The following is an 18,194-nucleotide window of genomic DNA, read 5'->3' on the forward strand; positions in this document are numbered from 1 at the left end:
GTCGGTGTACCCACCCCCGTAGATCAGGCCGCTCTCCAGTGCGGTCGTGCGAAGGAAACTCGTCCCGTGAATCCCGTGACTCTCCTCCCCTTCATCGTGCTCATCGGGGCCATGTTCCTGATGACGCGGTCCGCCAAGAAGAAGCAGGCGGCGGCTGCGAACATGCGCAATGAAATGCAGCCCGGTACCGGCGTCCGGACGATCGGGGGCATGTACGCCACCGTCAAGGAGCTTCACGACGACTCGGTCCTCCTTGAGATTGCTCCCGGCGTCCACGCCGTCTACGCCAAGAACTCCATCGGTGCCGTCCTCGACGACGCGGAGTACAACCGCATCGTCCACGGTGACGAGGAGGAGGAGCTCGACGTCGACGGCGCGGTCGTGCCCGACGACGCCTCCTCGCTGACCGAGCTCGACGTCGCGGACGACTCCGCCGACGCCGACGCCGACGACGTCGCGAAGATCGACCTGGGCAAGAAGGCCGAGGCGGACGACACCGAGCCGGCCGACAAGAAGTCCGACGGCAAGTCCGACGGCGAGGCCGACGCGAAGTAGCACACGACCCGGGGATGCCGTGAGCCCACAGGCATCCGGCTGTCCCCGGACCGTGCGGTCTTCTGCGGGGGCGGGTCCCCACTACACTTCGTGGCCGCTTGGGCGCGTACCCGGCGCGGGGCGGTTGGACAGGGAGAAACGAGAAGGTGGCAGCACCGAAGAAGGGCCGAGGGCCGGCCGGCGGTCAGGGCAGGCCGGGGCGTGCCCTGGCTCTGATCCTGATCGCCATGGTCGCGCTCACCGGCGGGATGTTCCTGGCCGATCAGCCGACGCCGCGACTCGGCATCGACCTGGCGGGTGGCACGTCCATCACGCTCGAGGCGAAGGCCGAGCCCGGCCAGGAGTCGGCGATCAACAAGACCAACATGGACACGGCGGTCCAGATCATGGAACGCCGCGTCAACGGTCTTGGTGTCTCCGAGGCCGAGGTTCAGACGCAGGGCAAGAGCAACATCATCGTCAACATCCCCAAGGGCACGAACTCCGCCCAGGCCCGGCAGCAGGTCGGTACGACGGCCAAGCTCTACTTCCGGCCGGTGCTGACCGTCGCCCAGGGAACGCCCACCCCTGACCCCAGTGCCTCGCCCTCCGGCAAGGGCAGTCCGTCGCCGAGCTCCTCCGCCTCCGACAAGGCGACGAGCCCGTCCGGGAAGCCGAGCCCGAGCGCCACCACCCAGGGTCGCGCGGTCACCGGCGCCCTGAAGGCCGACTCCACGCCCACCCCGAAGGCCAGCGAGACGCCGAAGGCGAGCGGCACTCCGACGCCGTCCGCCGAGGAGCAGGCGGCCGCCGCCAAGCTGCAGAAGCAGTTCGAGGCGCTCGACTGCTCCACCAAGGCCGGCCGGTCCAAGGCGTCCCAGGGCTCCAAGGCCACCGACACCGTGGTCGCGTGCGAGCAGGACGGCTCCGCGAAGTACGTCCTCGGCCCGGCCGAGGTCGACGGCACGGACGTGGACAGCGCCAAGGCCGCGATCAACCAGCAGACCGGTCAGTGGATCGTCCAGATGGAGTTCACCGGCGGCGGCGCCAAGAAGTTCCAGAAGACCACCGGCAAGCTCGCCCAGCAGCAGTCGCCGCAGAACCAGTTCGCCATCGCGCTCGACGGCGAAGTGGTCTCGGCACCCTCCGTGAAGGAGGCGCTGAGCGCCAACGCCGAGATCTCCGGCAGCTTCACCCAGCAGTCCGCCGAGGACCTGGCCAACGTCCTGTCCTACGGTGCGCTGCCGCTCTCCTTCCAGGAGCAGAGCGTCACCACCGTCACCGCCGCACTCGGCGGGGAGCAGCTCAAGGCGGGCCTGATCGCCGGTGCCATCGGACTGGCCCTGGTCATCATCTACCTGGTCGCCTACTACCGCGGGCTGGCGCTCATCGCGCTCCTCAGCCTGCTGGTCTCCGGCATCCTGACGTACACGATCATGTCGCTGCTCGGCCCGGCCATCGGATTCGCGCTGAACCTGCCCGCTGTCTGCGGCGCCATCGTGGCGATCGGAATCACCGCGGACTCGTTCATCGTGTACTTCGAACGCATCCGTGACGAGATCCGCGAGGGCCGCACGCTCCGTCCCGCCGTCGAGCGGGCCTGGCCGCGCGCCCGGCGCACCATCCTGGTCTCCGACTTCGTGTCGTTCCTGGCCGCGGCGGTGCTGTTCGTCGTCACCGTCGGAAAGGTGCAGGGCTTCGCGTTCACGCTGGGGCTCACCACCCTGCTCGACGTGGTCGTGGTGTTCCTCTTCACCAAGCCCGTCATGACGCTGATGGCGCGCAAGAAGTTCTTCGCGAGCGGTCACCCGTGGTCCGGCCTGGACCCGAAGCGGCTCGGCGCCAAGCCGCCGCTGCGCCGTTCACGCCGTGTCAACGCCCCCACCGACCCGAAGGAGGCGTGAGATGTCGCGACTCGGCAATCTCGGCGCCCGTCTCTACCGCGGCGAGGTCGGCTACGACTTCATCGGCAAGCGCAAGATCTGGTACGGCATCTCGATCCTGATCACCATCACGGCCATCGTCGGCCTGGCGGTCAGCGGCCTGAACATGGGCATCGAGTTCAAGGGCGGCGCGGTCTTCACCACTCCGAAGACGAGCGTCTCCGTCGACAAGGCGGAGGAGCTGGCCTCGACGTCCTCGGGCCACCAGGCCATCGTCCAGAAGCTGGGCAACGGCGGACTGCGCATCCAGATCACCGAGGTCGACACCTCGAAGTCGGACGCGATCAAGGGCGACCTCGCCAAGGGCCTCGACGTCTCCGAGGAGAAGATCGCCGCCGACCTGGTCGGCCCCAGCTGGGGTGAGCAGATCGCCAACAAGGCGTGGACCGGACTCGGCGTCTTCATGGTCCTCGTCGTGATCTACCTGGCCATCGCCTTCGAGTGGCGCATGGCCATCGCGGCCCTGGTCGCGCTGATCCACGACATCACCATCACGGTCGGCATCTACGCCCTGGTCGGCTTCGAGGTCACCCCGGGCACCGTGATCGGTCTGCTGACGATCCTCGGTTACTCCCTCTACGACACGGTCGTCGTCTTCGACAGCCTCAAGGAGGGCACGAAGGGGATCACCAAGCAGACCCGGTGGACGTACAGCGAGATCGCCAACCGCTCCATCAACGGCACGCTGGTCCGCTCGATCAACACCACGATCGTCGCCCTGCTGCCGGTCGCCGGTCTGCTGTTCATCGGTGGCGGTGTCCTCGGCGCCGGCATGCTGAACGACATCTCGCTGGCACTCTTCGTCGGCCTCGCCGCCGGTGCGTACTCCTCGATCTTCATCGCCACTCCGCTCGTCGCCGACCTCAAGGAACGCGAACCGCAGATGAAGGCCCTGAAGAAGCGGGTCCTCGCCAAGCGCGCGGCAGCCGCCGCCAAGGGCGAGCCCTCGGAGGCGGAGCTGTCGGACCAGGAGCACCAGGGCGCCGCAGAGGACGCCGCACCCGCCGGCGCGGTCGTCGGACAGCGCCAGGAGCCCCCCAGGGGCCACGGCCGCACCCCGGGGAAGCGCCGATGACCAGCGGCACCACCGAGAGCACGAGGGAACTCCTGCTCAGCCGGATCCGTGACGTGGCCGACTACCCGAAGCCGGGGGTGATGTTCAAGGACATCACCCCGCTGCTCGCGGACCCGGTGGCGTTCACCGCGCTCACCGAGGCCCTGGCGGAGCTGTGCGTACGGCACGGTGCCACGAAGATCGTCGGCCTGGAGGCCCGCGGCTTCATCCTGGCCGCACCGGTCGCGGTACGGGCCGGGCTCGGCTTCGTCCCCGTCCGCAAGGCCGGGAAGCTGCCGGGAGCCACGCTCGCCCAGACGTACGAGCTGGAGTACGGCAGCGCGGAGATCGAGATCCATGCCGAAGACCTGTCGGCCGACGACCGGGTCATGGTCATCGACGACGTACTGGCCACCGGAGGCACCGCCGCCGCCTCGCTGGAGCTGATCCGGCGGGCCGGTGCGGGCGTCGCGGGCGTCGCAGTCCTCATGGAGCTGGGATTCCTGGCCGGCCGGGCACGCCTGGAGGAGAGCCTCCAGGGCGCTCCGCTGGACGCTCTGATCACGGTCTGAGCCCCGGCGGGCCGCACGCGGCACCGCATGACACGCACCGAAGCGGGCACCCGGGAACAACCGGGTGCCCGCTTCGCGTTGTGGGGGCTCCCGCGGTCCCCGGGGGAGGAGCGGCCGCAGGGTCGTTACGATGGCCTTTCCGGGTGTCCGGATCCGCACGAGGAGCGCTCTTGCCAGACGAGGCCCAGCCAGTCGCCGCCCCGCAGCCCGACCAGCCCGCGGCGGCCCCAGCCACGCCCGCGAAGCAGCAGCCCGCGGAGAAGCCGAAGCCTCCGGCGCCCGAGCCCGGCACGGGCCCGGCCCCCGTCGAGGCGAACGGGCCCGCGCCCGCTTCCCCCGCCCAGCCGGCCGTGCCCGCCTCGCCGCCGCCGACGGCGCCGAAGCCCCCGGCGAAGCCGGCGGCCGCCCCTGCGGGGCCGGTGGCCCGTACCGGCGGCGGCTCCTCCAACCGGGTGCGGGCCAGGCTGGCCCGCCTCGGCGTCCAGCGCTCAAGCCCGTACAACCCGGTGCTGGAACCGCTGCTGCGTACCGTCCGGAGCAACGACTCCAAGATCGAGACCTCCACGTTGCGCCAGATCGAGCGCGCCTACCAGGTGGCGGAGCGCTGGCACCGGGGCCAGAAGCGCAAGAGCGGCGACCCCTACATCACCCACCCGCTCGCCGTTACCACCATCCTCGCCGAGCTGGGTATGGATCCGGCCACTCTGATGGCCGGGCTGCTGCACGACACCGTCGAGGACACCGAGTACGGCCTGGACACCCTGCGCCGCGACTTCGGTGACCAGGTCGCCCTGCTGGTCGACGGCGTGACCAAGCTGGACAAGGTCAAGTTCGGTGAGGCCGCCCAGGCCGAGACCGTGCGCAAGATGGTCGTGGCGATGGCCAAGGACCCGCGCGTCCTGGTGATCAAGCTCGCCGACCGGCTGCACAACATGCGCACCATGCGCTACCTCAAGCGGGAGAAGCAGGAGAAGAAGGCCCGCGAGACGCTGGAGATCTACGCCCCGCTGGCCCACCGCCTGGGCATGAACACCATCAAGTGGGAGCTGGAGGACCTCGCCTTCGCGATCCTCTACCCGAAGATGTACGACGAGATCGTCCGCCTCGTCGCGGAGCGGGCGCCCAAGCGCGACGAATACCTCGCCATAGTGACCGACGAGGTCCAGTCCGACCTGCGCGCCGCCCGCATCAAGGCCACCGTCACCGGCCGGCCGAAGCACTACTACAGCGTCTACCAGAAGATGATCGTGCGAGGCAGGGACTTCGCGGAGATCTACGACCTGGTGGGCATCCGCGTCCTCGTCGACACGGTCCGCGACTGCTACGCGGCGCTCGGCACCGTCCACGCGCGGTGGAATCCGGTCCCCGGCCGGTTCAAGGACTACATCGCGATGCCCAAGTTCAACATGTACCAGTCGCTGCACACCACGGTGATCGGCCCCAGCGGCAAGCCCGTCGAGCTGCAGATCCGTACCTTCGACATGCACCGCCGCGCCGAGTACGGCATCGCCGCGCACTGGAAGTACAAGCAGGAGGCCGTCGCGGGCGCCTCCAAGGTGCGCACCGACGTCCCCAGGAACACCGGCCGCGGCCAGGACACGGTCAACGACATGGCGTGGCTGCGCCAGCTCCTGGACTGGCAGAAGGAGACCGAGGACCCCAGCGAGTTCCTGGAGTCCCTGCGCTTCGACCTCTCGCGCAACGAGGTCTTCGTCTTCACACCCAAGGGCGACGTCATAGCGCTGCCGGCAGGGGCGACCCCGGTCGACTTCGCGTACGCCGTCCATACGGAGGTCGGCCACCGGACCATAGGGGCACGGGTCAACGGGCGGCTCGTACCCCTGGAGTCCACGCTCGACAACGGCGACCTGGTGGAGGTCTTCACCTCCAAGGCGGCCGGCGCGGGTCCCTCCCGCGACTGGCTCGGGTTCGTCAAGTCGCCGCGGGCGCGCAACAAGATCCGCGCCTGGTTCTCCAAGGAGCGCCGCGACGAGGCGATCGAGCAGGGCAAGGACGCCATCGCGCGGGCCATGCGCAAGCAGAACCTGCCGATCCAGCGGATCCTGACCGGCGACTCCCTGGTCACGCTCGCCCACGAGATGCGCTACCCCGACATCTCGTCCCTGTACGCCGCGATCGGTGAGGGACATGTCGCGGCGGCCGGTGTCGTGCAGAAGCTGGTCCAGGCGCTCGGCGGCCAGGACGAGGCCAACGAGGACCTCGCGGAGAGCTCGCCGCCCTCGCACGGCCGCAACAAGCGCCGCTCCAACGCCGACCCGGGCGTCGTCGTCAAGGGCGTCGAGGACGTCTGGGTCAAACTGGCCCGCTGCTGCACGCCCGTGCCCGGTGACCCCATCATCGGCTTCGTCACCAGGGGCAGCGGAGTCTCCGTGCACCGCGCGGACTGCGTCAACGTCGACTCGCTCTCCCAGGAGCCGGAGCGCATCCTCGAGGTCGAATGGGCGCCCACCCAGTCCTCGGTGTTCCTGGTCGCCATCCAGGTCGAGGCGCTGGACCGGTCCAGGCTGCTCTCGGACGTCACCCGGATCCTGTCCGACCAGCACGTCAACATCCTGTCCGCTGCCGTGCAGACCTCCCGCGACCGGGTGGCCACCTCGCGGTTCACCTTCGAGATGGGCGACCCGAAGCACCTCGGCCACGTCCTGAAGGCCGTACGCGGCGTCGAGGGCGTCTACGACGTCTACCGGGTGACCTCGGCCCGCCGGCCCTGATCCGGGCCGCGCAAGGGGCCCTGCAGCCCCTCGCGTGAGTACGCGGGGGGCTGTGGTGGGTCCTGCCGGACCCGCGCACCACGTGAAGGGCCCCTCCGCGACCGGCGGAGGGGCCCTTCACGTACGGCACGGATATCTCAGCCGCCGAACTCCTCAAGCCCCTTCAGGGCCTGGTCCAGGAGCGCCTGCCTGCCTTCCAGCTCACGGGCGAGCTTGTCCGCACGGGCGTTGTTGCCCGAGGCGCGCGCCGTGTCGATCTGGCCGCGCAGCTTGTCCACGGCCGACTGGAGCTGTCCGGTCAGACCCGCGGCACGGGCACGTGCCTCCGGGTTGGTCCGGCGCCACTCCGACTCCTCGGCCTCCTGGAGCGCTCGCTCCACCGTGTGCATCCGCGCCTCGATCCCCGGGCGGGCGTCACGCGGCACGTGGCCGATGGCCTCCCAGCGCTCGTTGAGGGCCCGGAAGGCCGCCCTGGAGGCCTTCAGGTCCTTCACCGGCAGCAGCTTCTCGGCCTCGACCGCGAGCTCCTCCTTGAGCTTGAGGTTCTCGCCCTGCTCGGCGTCGCGCTCGGCGAACACCTCGCTGCGGGCCGCGAAGAAGACGTCCTGAGCGCCGCGGAAACGGTTCCACAGATCGTCCTCGGCCTCGCGCTGGGCGCGGCCGGCGGCCTTCCACTCCGTCATCAGGTCGCGGTAGCGGGCGGCCGTCGTGCCCCAGTCCGAGGAACGGGACAGCGATTCGGCCTCGACGACCAGCTTCTCCTTGGCCTTGCGGGCCTCCTCGCGCTGGGCGTCCAGCGAGGCGAAGTGGGCCTTGCGGCGCTTGGAGAACGCCGAGCGCGCGTGGGAGAAGCGGTGCCACAGCTCGTCGTCCGACTTGCGGTCGAGCCTCGGCAGGCCCTTCCACGTGTCGACGAGCGCACGGAGCCGCTCGCCCGCAGAGCGCCACTGCTCGCTCTGGGCCAGCTCCTCGGCCTCGACGACCAGCGCCTCCTTGGCGTGCTTCGCCTCGTCGGTCTGCTTCGCCTTCTGGGCCTTGCGCTCCTCGCGCCGCGAGTCGACCGTCGCCACCAGGGCGTCCAGCCGCTTGCGCAGCGCGTCCAGGTCCCCGACGGCGTGATGCTCGTCGACCTGCGCACGCAGGTGCTCGATGGCGGTCGTCGCGTCCTTCGCGGACAGATCGGTGGTCTTCACCCGCCGCTCCAGGAGGCCGATCTCGACCACAATGCCCTCGTACTTGCGCTCGAAGTAGGCCAGGGCCTCCGCCGGAGAACCGGCCTGCCACGATCCGACGACCTGCTCGCCGTCGGCGGTACGCACGTACACGGTGCCTGTCTCATCGACACGGCCCCACGGGTCGCTGCTCACAGCGCCTCCTCCACCTGATGCCCGCGAGAGGGTTCACCCCCCTGGCATCGTCCACAGTTTCCTGGGGCGGGCAGCGCCCGCCCTGCACAACGCCAATCTAGGCGACGGGCCACCCGGCTGTCCGCACTCCGCGCGGCCGAAATTATCCGGCCCGCGCCCGGTGCCGTCGTGCGGATCACGCCGGGCCCGCCGTGCTCACGCCTTGTCGACGGCCGCCTTCGAGATGTTCACGGCCTTCTTGGGCGCACCGTCGGCGGCGCCGCCGGTGACCCCCGCCTTGCCGATGGCCTGGACGGCCTTCAGCGAGGCGCTGTCCATCGTGCCGAACGGCGTGTAGGTGGGCGGCAGTTTGCTGTCCTTGTAGACCAGGAAGAACTGGCTGCCGCCGGTGTGCGCCTGGCCGGTGTTGGCCATCGCCACCGTGCCCGCCGGGTAGGTCACCGTGCCGTCCTTGCCCGGCTTGCCCAGGGCGGTGAGGTTCTCGTCCGGGATCGTGTAGCCCGGACCGCCGGTGCCGTCGCCCTTGGGGTCGCCGCACTGGAGGACGAAGATCCCCTGCGTGGTCAGACGGTGACACTTCGTGCCGTCGAAGAAGCCCTTGTCGGCGAGCGACTTGAAGGAGTTCGTGGTGTGCGGGGTCTTCGCCGCGTCCATGGTGAAGGCGATGTCGCCCTGGCCCGTCTTGAGGGACAGCGTGTACTTCGCCTTCTTGTCGATCTTCATCGCGGGCTCGGGCGCGCTCTTCTCGCTCGCCGACGGAGAGGGCGAGGGGGACGCCGACGGACTGGCGCTCGCGGCCGCGTCGGTCTTGTCCTTCTTGCCGTCGTCGCCGGTGGCGAAGTACGTGATGCCGCCTATGACGGCCACCGCGGCCACCGCGGAGGTGATGATGGCCGTCAGCCGCCGGGTCCGGCGACGGGCCTCCTCCCGGCGCTGCTGCTGCCGCTCGAACTTCTCCCTGGCGAGCTGCCGCCGCCGCTGATCGCTGCTGACCACCGGGTGATCTCCTTGTACGTCGTGTGATCGGGCCTGAGTTGCCCCGTACCGTATATGGGTTAGCTGTGGAATGAGGAGCGCCGGTAGGCTCTGAACTGCTGCGACCTCGCAGCCGCCATCCCTCGTCGGACGACCATTAAGGACGATCGTGCTCATTGCCGGGTTCCCCGCAGGGGCCTGGGGGACCAACTGTTACCTGGTCGCCCCCGCCGCGGGTGAGGAGTGCGTGATCATCGACCCGGGCCACCAGGCCGCGTCCGGGGTCGAGGACGCACTGCGCAAGCATCGGCTGAAGCCCGTCGCCGTCGTACTCACCCACGGCCACATCGACCACGTCGCCTCGGTCGTCCCGGTGTGCGGCGCGCACGACGTCCCCGCCTGGATCCACCCGGAGGACCGCTACATGATGAGCGACCCGGAGAAGGCCCTCGGCCGCTCCATCGGGATGCCGCTCATGGGCGAGCTGACGGTGGGGGAGCCGGACGACGTCAAGGAGCTGAGCGACGGCGCACGGCTGTCGCTGGCCGGTCTGGAGTTCGGCGTCTCGCATGCGCCCGGCCATACCAAGGGGTCGGTGACGTTCAGGATGCCCGAGGCCGCGGATGTTCCGCAGGTCCTCTTCTCGGGCGACCTGCTCTTCGCCGGCTCCGTCGGACGCACCGACCTGCCCGGCGGCGACCATGCCGAGCTGCTCGAGTCGCTGGCCCGCGTGTGCCTGCCGCTCGACGACTCGACCGTGGTGCTGTCCGGCCACGGCCCCCAGACGACCATCGGCCGCGAGCGCGCCACCAATCCGTATCTGCACGGTATGGACGCGCCCCGACGAGGAATGTGACGAGAGCGAAATCGTGAGCACCTTCAAGGCCCCCAAAGGCACGTACGACCTGACCCCGCCCGACTCCGCGAAGTACCTCGCGGTGCGCGAGGCGATCGCCGCACCGCTGAAGAACTCCGGCTACGGCTACATCGAGACCCCCGGCTTCGAGGACGTGGCCCTCTTCTCCCGGGGCGTCGGTGAGTCCACCGACATCGTGTCCAAGGAGATGTACACCCTCACCACCAAGGGCGGCTCCCAGCTCGCCCTGCGCCCCGAGGGAACCGCGTCCGTACTGCGCGCCGCCCTGGAGGCCAACCTCCACAAGCTCGGCAACCTGCCGGTCAAGCTCTGGTACTCCGGCTCGTACTACCGGTACGAGCGCCCGCAGAAGGGCCGTTACCGCCACTTCTCGCAGGTCGGTGCCGAGGCCATCGGTGCCGAGGACCCGGCGCTGGACGCCGAACTGATCATCCTGGCCGACCAGGCGTACCGCGCCCTGGGCCTTCGCGAGTTCCGCATCCTGCTGAACTCGCTGGGCGACAAGGAGTGCCGGCCCGTCTACCGTGACGCGCTCCAGGGCTTCCTGCGCGAGCTCGACCTGGACGAGGAGACCCGCCGTCGCATCGAGATCAACCCGCTCCGGGTCCTCGACGACAAGCGCCCCGAGGTCCAGAAGCAGCTGACCGGCGCCCCCGTGCTGCGCGACTACCTCTGCGACGCCTGCAAGGCGTACCACGAGGAGGTCCGGGACCTGCTCAACGCGGCAGGGGTGGGGTACGAGGACGACGAGCGGCTCGTCCGCGGCCTCGACTACTACACCCGCACCACCTTCGAGTTCGTCCACGACGGTCTGGGCTCGCAGTCGGCGGTCGGCGGCGGCGGGCGGTACGACGGCCTGTCCGAGATGATCGGCGGGCCGGCGCTCCCGTCTGTCGGCTGGGCGCTCGGTGTGGACCGCACCGTGCTCGCCCTGGAGGCCGAGGGCATCGAGCTCGAACTGCCCTCGACCACCAGCGTCTTCGCCGTACCGCTCGGCGAGGAGGCGCGCCGGGTGCTGTTCGGTGTCGTGACGCGGCTGCGCCGCGAGGGCGTGGCCGCGGACTTCGCGTTCGGGAGCCGGGGTCTCAAGGGCGCGATGAAGAGCGCCAACCGGTCGGGTGCGCGGTTCACCGTGGTGGCCGGCGAGCGCGATCTCGCCGAGGGCCTCGTGCAGCTCAAGGACATGGAGTCCGGCGAGCAGACGGCGGTCCCGCTGGCCGAGGTGACCGAGGTGATCAAGGCGCGCCTCGCGTAGAGCGCCGCACCGGTCGCAGGCGGGCGGGGTGGCCCCGGCCGCCTGCGACCGGTGCCACCCCGCCCCGTCCCGCCGCGTCAACCCGGCGTACCTGGGTTCATCCTGCCGGAGGGTTCCGGTCCGGGAGCGCCGGTTCCGGGAGGCGGACGCCGGAGCGCACGCCGGCATCAAGAGCGCCTGCCCCCGGTGCCGTTGGCGCCTTCCGCACCCGGAACCGCACGCTGATTTTGCGCGCATCTTTATGTTCATCGAACGGAAGACCGGCGGAACGGTACGGCACAATGACCGTGCCCAGCAGGCTACTCAGTGACGGATCGGCGATATGACGACTGCAGCGGTTGACCATCCCTCCTCCGACCAGGACGAGGACGGCGGGAAGAGGACCATCGGCGGCAGCCGTGCGCTCGCGGTGCTGCTGGTGATCACGGGCGCTGCCGGACTCCTCGCCGCGTGGGTCATCACGCTCGACAAGCTCAAGCTGATGGAGGACCCCACCTTCGTCCCGGGCTGCAGCCTCAACCCGGTGGTCTCCTGCGGCAACATCATGAAGAGCGAGCAGGCCGCCGCCTTCGGCTTCCCGAACCCGTGGCTCGGGCTCGCCACCTACCCCGTGATCATCGGCATCGGCCTGGCGCTGCTCGCCGGGGCGCGCTTCCGCAGCTGGTACTGGCTCGGGATGAACGCCGGCACCCTGTTCGGTGTCGGCTTCTGCACCTGGCTCCAGTACCAGTCGCTCTACAACATCAACTCACTCTGCCTGTGGTGCTGCCTGGCCTGGGTCGCCACGATCTTCATGTTCTGCTACGTCACCACGCACAACATCAAGCACCGGATCATTCCCGCGCCCAGCTGGCTGCGCAACGGGCTGACCGAGTTCCACTGGGTGCCGCCGATCCTGTGGGTCGGCATCATCGGCATGCTGATCCTGACCCGCTGGTGGGACTTCTGGACCAGCTGAGCGGCCCTCGCACACCCCGGCTCCCCCCGGGGCCCGGCCGGGTTGTCAGTGCGGTGACATAGGCTTCAAAACGTGGAGCCCGACCTCTTTACCGCAGCAGCCGAAGACCGCCAGGAGAAGGACCCGTCCAGCAGCCCCCTCGCTGTCCGGATGCGTCCCCGTATCCTCGACGAGGTCGTCGGCCAGCAGCATCTGCTCAAGCCGGGCTCGCCGCTGCGCCGCCTCGTCGGAGAGGGCAGCGGGGGACCGGCGGGCCCCTCGTCGGTGATCCTCTGGGGTCCCCCCGGCATCGGGAAGACGACCCTGGCGTACGTGGTCAGCAAGGCCACCAACAAGCGCTTCGTCGAGCTCTCCGCGATCACCGCGGGCGTCAAGGAAGTGCGGGCGGTCATCGAGGGCGCCCGGCGCGCCACCGGTGGCTACGGCAAGGAGACCGTCCTCTTCCTGGACGAGATCCACCGCTTCTCCAAGGCGCAGCAGGACTCACTGCTCCCCGCCGTGGAAAACCGCTGGGTGACGCTGATCGCCGCCACCACCGAGAATCCCTACTTCTCGATCATCTCGCCGCTGCTCTCGCGCTCACTGCTGCTGACCCTGGAATCGCTGACCGACGACGACCTGCGCGGTCTGCTGCGCCGGGCCCTGGCCGACGAGCGCGGACTGGGCGGCGCGGTGACCCTGCCCGAGGACGCCGAGGAACATCTGCTGCGCATCGCGGGCGGCGACGCACGCCGTGCGCTGACGGCGCTGGAGGCGGCGGCGGGTGCGGCGATTTCCAAGGGGGAGCCGGAGATCACCCTCCTGACCCTGGAGGAGACGGTCGACCGCGCCGCGGTGAAGTACGACCGGGACGGCGACCAGCACTACGACGTGGCGAGCGCCCTGATCAAGTCGATCCGGGGCTCGGACGTCGATGCCGCGCTGCACTACCTGGCCCGGATGATCGAGGCGGGGGAGGACCCCCGGTTCATCGCCCGGCGGCTGATGATCTCGGCCAGCGAGGACATCGGGCTCGCGGACCCCACGGCGCTGCCCACAGCGGTCGCGGCGGCCCAGGCCGTCGCGATGATCGGTTTCCCGGAGGCGGCGCTCACCCTCAGCCACGCCACGATCGCCCTGGCCCTCGCCCCCAAGTCCAATGCGGCGACGATGGCGATCTCCGCCGCCCAGGAGGACGTGCGCAAGGGCCTGGCCGGCCCCGTCCCGGCCCATCTGCGCGACGGCCACTACAAGGGGGCCGCCAAGCTGGGGCACGCGCAGGGCTATGTCTATCCGCACGATGTCCCCGGCGGTATCGCCGCCCAGCAGTACGCCCCGGACGCCGTGCGCGACAAGCGCTACTACCAGCCCACCCGGTACGGCGCGGAGGCGCGTTACGCGGATGTGGCCGACCGGGTCCGCGAGCGGCTCGGCCGTACCGGCGGCGACGGCGAAGCGGGCCCGTCCGGGGCATAGCGGGTCCAGGCCCTGCGGCCCCTCAGCGCGCGGCCGCTTCGAAGAGCGTGTGCATGGCGTGCCGCAGCTCGGTCACATCGCGCACCGGCTCGGGGAAATCGAAGCGTGCGTCGAAGCACCTGCCGTCCTGTTCGCACACCCGCACCCGCAGTCCCAGCCGGTCCAGTGCGAGCGGTACGACGGCCGGCCGGTGCGTCGGGCATTCTCCCGGGGCCCGCTCGCCGAGCAGACCGCACAGTGTGTCCAGCTGTTCGCCATGGGCCGCGTGCAGGTGCTGCAGCAGCTCCGCCTCGTGGATGACGAGCGGGTCGGCGCATGCGTCCCGGAACTCCTCGGGCTCGACGCTCCGCGCACCCCAGAGGTCGTCCACGTAGGCCTCGCCCGTCTCCAGCCGGAGCAGCATCCGGCCGGGTCCGGCCATGCCCGGTACCGTGGTGAGCCGGCCGAGGACCCGGGCGCGGCCGCGGATGCGGTGCGGTACGGAGACCGGGGCCACGTCGGTGATCTCCAGCACAGCCGTCAGCTCGTCGCCCTGGGCGTGCGTCGCGGCCCGTACCGCCGGGGAATCCGTGGGGAATTCGAGGAAGAGGTCCCCGTCAGGACCCACGCTGCGGGACAGCGGCATGAGCTGGTCCCAGCCCGCGGAGTCGAGGCCGGGGATGAGCAGTACCGAAGAGCAGGTACTCTGTACGAGAGTTCGTGTGCGCTCGGCTGCTGACGGCATCCGAGTGTTTTCAAGCCCGCTGGGACGCGGCTGACCACGATCAGATCGGCCTTCCGTCGTAGCAGCACCTTTATGCGTGCTGCCGCTGTCTGTGCTGTCCGTGACGTGTGTGGTGTTCCCAGGGCGAGACATGCGATCTCCTTGAGTAAGGTGAGCCTAACCTAACCTACAACGGAGGTCTGGAGAACGTGCCTAATCAGTCGCGTCCCAAGGTCAAGAAGAGCCGCGCGCTCGGCATTGCGCTGACGCCGAAGGCGGTCAAGTACTTCGAGGCCCGCCCCTACCCGCCGGGCGAGCACGGCCGCGGCCGCAAGCAGAACTCGGACTACAAGGTCCGTCTGCTCGAGAAGCAGCGTCTGCGCGCCCAGTACGACATCAGCGAGCGCCAGATGGCGCGTGCCTACGACCGCGCCAAGAAGGCCGAGGGCAAGACGGGCGAGGCTCTCGTCGTCGAGCTCGAGCGCCGCCTCGACGCGCTGGTCCTGCGTTCCGGCATCGCCAAGACGATCTACCAGGCGCGCCAGATGGTCGTGCACGGTCACATCGAGGTCGACGGCCACAAGGTCGACAAGCCGTCCTTCCGTGTCCGTCCCGACAACATCGTGATGGTCCGCGAGCGCAGCCGCGACAAGCACCCCTTCCAGGTTGCCCGCGAGGGTGGTTACGACACCGACGGTGAGACCCCGCGCTACCTGCAGGTGAACCTGAAGGCCCTGGCCTTCCGCCTTGACCGGGACCCGAACCGCAAGGAAATCCCCGTGATCTGCGACGAGCAGCTCGTCGTCGAGTACTACGCCCGCTGATCCAGGCGTAGCCGCTCTTCACCAGCGCTCAGGCCCGCCCCTTCCCGAAGCCGGGGAGGCGGCGGGCTTTCGCGTTTTCCCGGCTTCGGGAACGGGCCCCGGCGCCTCCGCCGCGCCGGTCTCCGCATCACCGCGCCGCTGCCCTGGGCGCCCGGCCAGCGCCCTGGCCACCACCGCGTCGGTGCCGAGTGCGGCGCCGGCCCGTCGCTGCGACGCGTACCGCTCCTCGCCCAGCTCACGGCGGGCCAGCTCCTCGCACCGGGCCTTCGGCGCCCCGTAGTGAGCGGAACCGAAGAGCGGCAGACCCACCGACGGCCAGATCTGTTCGGCGGACCCCTGCAGCAGCGCGGCCTCGGCCGCGTCGCCCTCGACCACCGTGACCAGCGCCAGCAGTTCCAGTGAGAGCACGGTGCCGAGCAGGTCGTGGAAGGCGTGGCTGATGGAGAGCGACTCCCCGAGGAGCTCCCTGGCCCGGACCGGGCGGCCCCGCTCCAGCGCGGCGAAGGCCAGCACGAACAGCGCGTAGCTGAGGGCCCATCGCTCCCCGTGGTCCTCGCAGATCTCCCGGACCTCCTCGCAGATCGTGACCGCGCGGTCCAGCTCGCCCCGGAACCCGACCGACATCGCCAGTTCGACCTGGGCCATCAGCACATTGCTGTTCAGCTCCCCGAGCTCCCGGTAACGGCCGAGCGCCTCATGCAGCAGTTCCTGCGCGCGCGCCGTGTCGTCAGTGACGAGCGCCAGGCAGCCGGTGCGGTGCAGCGCGTATGCCGATGCCGTCGCGTCACCGGCCAGATCCGCCTCCTCCCGGCACTCGGTCAGGGCCGAGATCGCCCCCACCGGGTCCCCCTGCAGCACCGCGACATAGCCGAGCACCCACAGCGCCTTCAGCCGCGAGGAGTCGTACGGCGTCTCCTCCTCCAGCACATGGTCCAGCCAGTGCCGCCCCTCGGACAGCCGCCCGCAGCCGACCCACAGGAACCAGAGCGTGCCCGCCAGGTACTGGGCGAGGTGTGCCTCCTCCGGGCACTCCAGCGAACACTCCATGGCCCGCCGCAGATTGGGCAGTTCGCTCTCCACCCGGGCCGCCACCTCGCTCTGGCGCGGGCTGAACCAGTCCAGCTCGCACCAGGTCGCCAGCCCCAGGAACCAGTCGCGGTGGCGCCGGCGCAGCCGCTCCGTCTCACCGGTGGCCGTCAGCCACTCGGCGCCGTACTCGCGCACCGTGTCGAGCATCCGGTAGCGGGTGCCGGCCGCCGAGTCCTCCCGCAGCACGATGGACTGCGCGAGCAGCCCGGAGAGCACGTCGAGCACCGAGTCCGCGGGCAGGTCCGAGCCGCTGCAGATGTACTCGACCGCCTCCAGGTCGAACGGCCCGGCGAAGACCGAGAGCCGTGACCACAACAGCCGCTGTTCCGGGGCGCAGAGCTCATGGCTCCAGCCGATGGCCGTGCGCAGCGTCTGGTGGCGGGCCAGCGCGCTTCGGCTGCCGCCGGTCAGCAGCCGGAAGCGGTCGTCGAGGCGTTCCAGCACCTGTTCCGCCGAGAGCGCCCGCAACCGCCCGGCCGCCAGTTCGAGGGCGAGCGGGATCCCGTCCAGCCGTCGGCAGAGCTCCCGCGCCGCGCCCCGGGTGTGCTCGGTCAGCCGGAACTCCGGCTGCACCGCGGTGGCGCGCTCCGCGAAGAGCCGGAGCGCGTCCCGTTCGGTCATGGTCGCGAGCGGATAGGTGGCCTCGCCGTCGAGTTCCAGCGGCAGCCGGCCGGCCGCGAGCACCCGCAGCCGGGGGGCCCGGCGCAGCAGGGCCCGTACCAACTCCGCACAGGGGTCCACCAGATGTTCGAAGCCGTCGATCACCAGCAGGAGCCGACGCCCGGCGCAGTGTTCGAGGAGTGTGGTGCGGGGCGGTCTGCTGGTGTGGTCGGTCAGGCCCAGCGCGTCGACGAGCGCGTGCTCCAGCAGTTCCGGATCGTGGACCGCGGACAGCTCCAGCAGCCAGACCCCGTCGCAGTACCGTTTCTCCAGGAGGGCCGCGGCCCGGGTCACCAGCCGGGTCTTGCCGACCCCGCCCACCCCCACGACGGTGACGAGCCGGGACTCCTCCAGGAGTCCGGCGAGATCGGCCAACTCCTCGTCACGTCCCACGAACCTGTTCAGTTCCGCCGGGAGATTGCCCGCAGGAGCGCGCACCGGCCCGCTGCGTGCGGCCGGCGGCGTACCCGGGTCGTCGGAGGAGGGGAAGGGGCGCTGAGAGCGTCGCATGAAACACGCAGAGTACTGGCCCGAAAGCGCTCCGTACAATCTCGTTCCCGGAACTGCCGCCCTGCCAGGCGGTAATGCGGTACAGGGCGTGAGCCCCGGCGCGATAGGCTCGGAGGCGGTGACCGGCCGCTACGGGGGCCGCCGCCGGAGCAGAGAACAACGCGGAACAACGAACAACGCGGAACAACGCAGAGACAGACGACAAGCCAGAGAGAGCGGTGCACTGTGTCCGGTGGTGAGGTGGCCGGGATCCTGGTGGCCGTCTTCTGGGCGATCCTGGTTTCGTTCCTCGCCGTCGTGCTGGTGAGGCTCGCCCAGACGCTCAGGGCGACCACCAGACTCGTGGCGGACGTGACCGAACAGGCCGTCCCGCTGCTCGCGGACGCCTCCGCGACCGTACGTTCCGCGCAGACCCAGCTCGACAAGGTCGACGCGATCGCGACGGACGTCCAGGAGGTCACCTCCAACGCCTCGGCGCTCTCCACCACCGTGGCCTCCACGTTCGGCGGTCCGCTCGTCAAGGTCGCCGCGTTCGGCTACGGGGTCCGGCAGGCCATCGGCCGCAAGACCGCTCCCGAACCGGAGGCGCGCTCCCGGCGATCGGTGATCGTCGGCCGGACCGTGCCGTCCGCGCGTGGCAGGAAGCGCAACGGTAAAAACTCCCGCGGATCGAAGGACTGACGCAG

The 18,194-nt window shown here is 70.1% G+C and carries 15 protein-coding genes; 11 read left to right on the plus strand and 4 right to left on the minus strand.

From position 1 onward, the window contains the following. The first annotated feature begins 66 nt into the window (after positions 1 to 66). The 5 genes from yajC (at position 67) to EDD93_RS28165 (ending at position 6,835) form a co-directional block, all read left to right on the plus strand. The gene (gene yajC, locus EDD93_RS28145; RefSeq protein WP_123528301.1) at positions 67 to 555 is read left to right on the plus strand and encodes a preprotein translocase subunit YajC; all 489 of its coding nucleotides are present in this window, start codon (positions 67 to 69) and stop codon (positions 553 to 555) included. Positions 556 to 701: 146 nt separating this feature from the next. Next, the gene (secD, locus tag EDD93_RS28150) at positions 702 to 2,438 is read left to right on the plus strand and encodes a protein translocase subunit SecD (RefSeq protein ID WP_123528302.1); all 1,737 of its coding nucleotides are present in this window, start codon (positions 702 to 704) and stop codon (positions 2,436 to 2,438) included. A gap of 1 nt (position 2,439) precedes the next feature. After that, on the plus strand, positions 2,440 to 3,552 hold the full coding sequence (gene secF / locus EDD93_RS28155; RefSeq protein ID WP_123528303.1) for a protein translocase subunit SecF: 1,113 nt from the start codon (positions 2,440 to 2,442) through the stop codon (positions 3,550 to 3,552). Continuing rightward, the gene (locus tag EDD93_RS28160) at positions 3,549 to 4,103 is read left to right on the plus strand and encodes an adenine phosphoribosyltransferase (protein WP_123528304.1); all 555 of its coding nucleotides are present in this window, start codon (positions 3,549 to 3,551) and stop codon (positions 4,101 to 4,103) included. The genes secF and EDD93_RS28160 overlap by 4 nt, the downstream gene beginning before the upstream one ends. 170 nt (positions 4,104 to 4,273) lie before the next feature. Next, positions 4,274 to 6,835 carry a bifunctional (p)ppGpp synthetase/guanosine-3',5'-bis(diphosphate) 3'-pyrophosphohydrolase gene (locus EDD93_RS28165; RefSeq protein ID WP_123528305.1) on the plus strand — a complete coding sequence of 854 codons (2,562 nt, stop codon included), beginning with the start codon at positions 4,274 to 4,276 and terminating at the stop codon, positions 6,833 to 6,835. A 137-nt stretch (positions 6,836 to 6,972) separates the two neighbouring features. Here the strand turns inward: EDD93_RS28165 and EDD93_RS28170 are convergent, their stop codons facing one another. Both EDD93_RS28170 and EDD93_RS28175 read right to left on the minus strand, forming a co-directional pair. Further along, positions 6,973 to 8,202, minus strand: a complete 1,230-nt coding sequence (locus tag EDD93_RS28170) for a DUF349 domain-containing protein (protein ID WP_123528306.1) — start codon at positions 8,200 to 8,202, stop codon at positions 6,973 to 6,975. 195 nt (positions 8,203 to 8,397) lie between these two features. Then, positions 8,398 to 9,198, minus strand: a complete 801-nt coding sequence (locus EDD93_RS28175; RefSeq protein WP_123528307.1) for a peptidylprolyl isomerase — start codon at positions 9,196 to 9,198, stop codon at positions 8,398 to 8,400. 148 nt (positions 9,199 to 9,346) lie between these two features. On the opposite strand from EDD93_RS28175, the gene EDD93_RS28180 reads away from it, so the two are divergent. The 4 genes from EDD93_RS28180 (at position 9,347) to EDD93_RS28195 (ending at position 13,722) form a co-directional block, all read left to right on the plus strand. Continuing rightward, positions 9,347 to 10,033, plus strand: a complete 687-nt coding sequence (locus EDD93_RS28180; protein WP_123528308.1) for an MBL fold metallo-hydrolase — start codon at positions 9,347 to 9,349, stop codon at positions 10,031 to 10,033. A 13-nt stretch (positions 10,034 to 10,046) separates the two neighbouring features. Beyond that, entirely contained in the window at positions 10,047 to 11,309 is a 1,263-nt protein-coding gene (hisS, locus tag EDD93_RS28185; RefSeq protein WP_123528309.1) for a histidine--tRNA ligase, read from the plus strand. Between the two features lie 322 nt (positions 11,310 to 11,631). Then, positions 11,632 to 12,267, plus strand: coding sequence for a vitamin K epoxide reductase family protein (locus EDD93_RS28190; RefSeq protein ID WP_123528310.1), 636 nt, complete (start codon positions 11,632 to 11,634; stop codon positions 12,265 to 12,267). A 72-nt stretch (positions 12,268 to 12,339) separates the two neighbouring features. Continuing rightward, on the plus strand, positions 12,340 to 13,722 hold the full coding sequence (locus EDD93_RS28195) for a replication-associated recombination protein A (protein WP_123528311.1): 1,383 nt from the start codon (positions 12,340 to 12,342) through the stop codon (positions 13,720 to 13,722). A 22-nt stretch (positions 13,723 to 13,744) separates the two neighbouring features. Here EDD93_RS28195 and EDD93_RS28200 read toward each other — a convergent pair whose 3' ends face one another. Beyond that, the gene (locus EDD93_RS28200) at positions 13,745 to 14,446 is read right to left on the minus strand and encodes a DUF2470 domain-containing protein (RefSeq protein WP_123528312.1); all 702 of its coding nucleotides are present in this window, start codon (positions 14,444 to 14,446) and stop codon (positions 13,745 to 13,747) included. Positions 14,447 to 14,634: 188 nt separating this feature from the next. Between EDD93_RS28200 and rpsD the strand changes: the two genes are divergently transcribed. Further along, a complete protein-coding gene (rpsD, locus tag EDD93_RS28205) occupies positions 14,635 to 15,249 on the plus strand; it encodes a 30S ribosomal protein S4 (protein WP_123528313.1) in 615 nt (204 codons plus the stop codon). Positions 15,250 to 15,267: 18 nt separating this feature from the next. Here rpsD and EDD93_RS28210 read toward each other — a convergent pair whose 3' ends face one another. Beyond that, positions 15,268 to 17,508: an AAA family ATPase gene (locus tag EDD93_RS28210; protein ID WP_123528314.1), complete on the minus strand. Its 2,241-nt coding sequence runs from the start codon at positions 17,506 to 17,508 to the stop codon at positions 15,268 to 15,270. Between the two features lie 240 nt (positions 17,509 to 17,748). On the opposite strand from EDD93_RS28210, the gene EDD93_RS28215 reads away from it, so the two are divergent. Next, a complete protein-coding gene (locus EDD93_RS28215) occupies positions 17,749 to 18,189 on the plus strand; it encodes a DUF948 domain-containing protein (protein WP_123528315.1) in 441 nt (146 codons plus the stop codon). Positions 18,190 to 18,194: the final 5 nt, after the last annotated feature.

Source organism: Streptomyces sp. 840.1, assembly GCF_003751445.1.
Classification (GTDB): Bacteria; Actinomycetota; Actinomycetes; order Streptomycetales; family Streptomycetaceae; genus Streptomyces.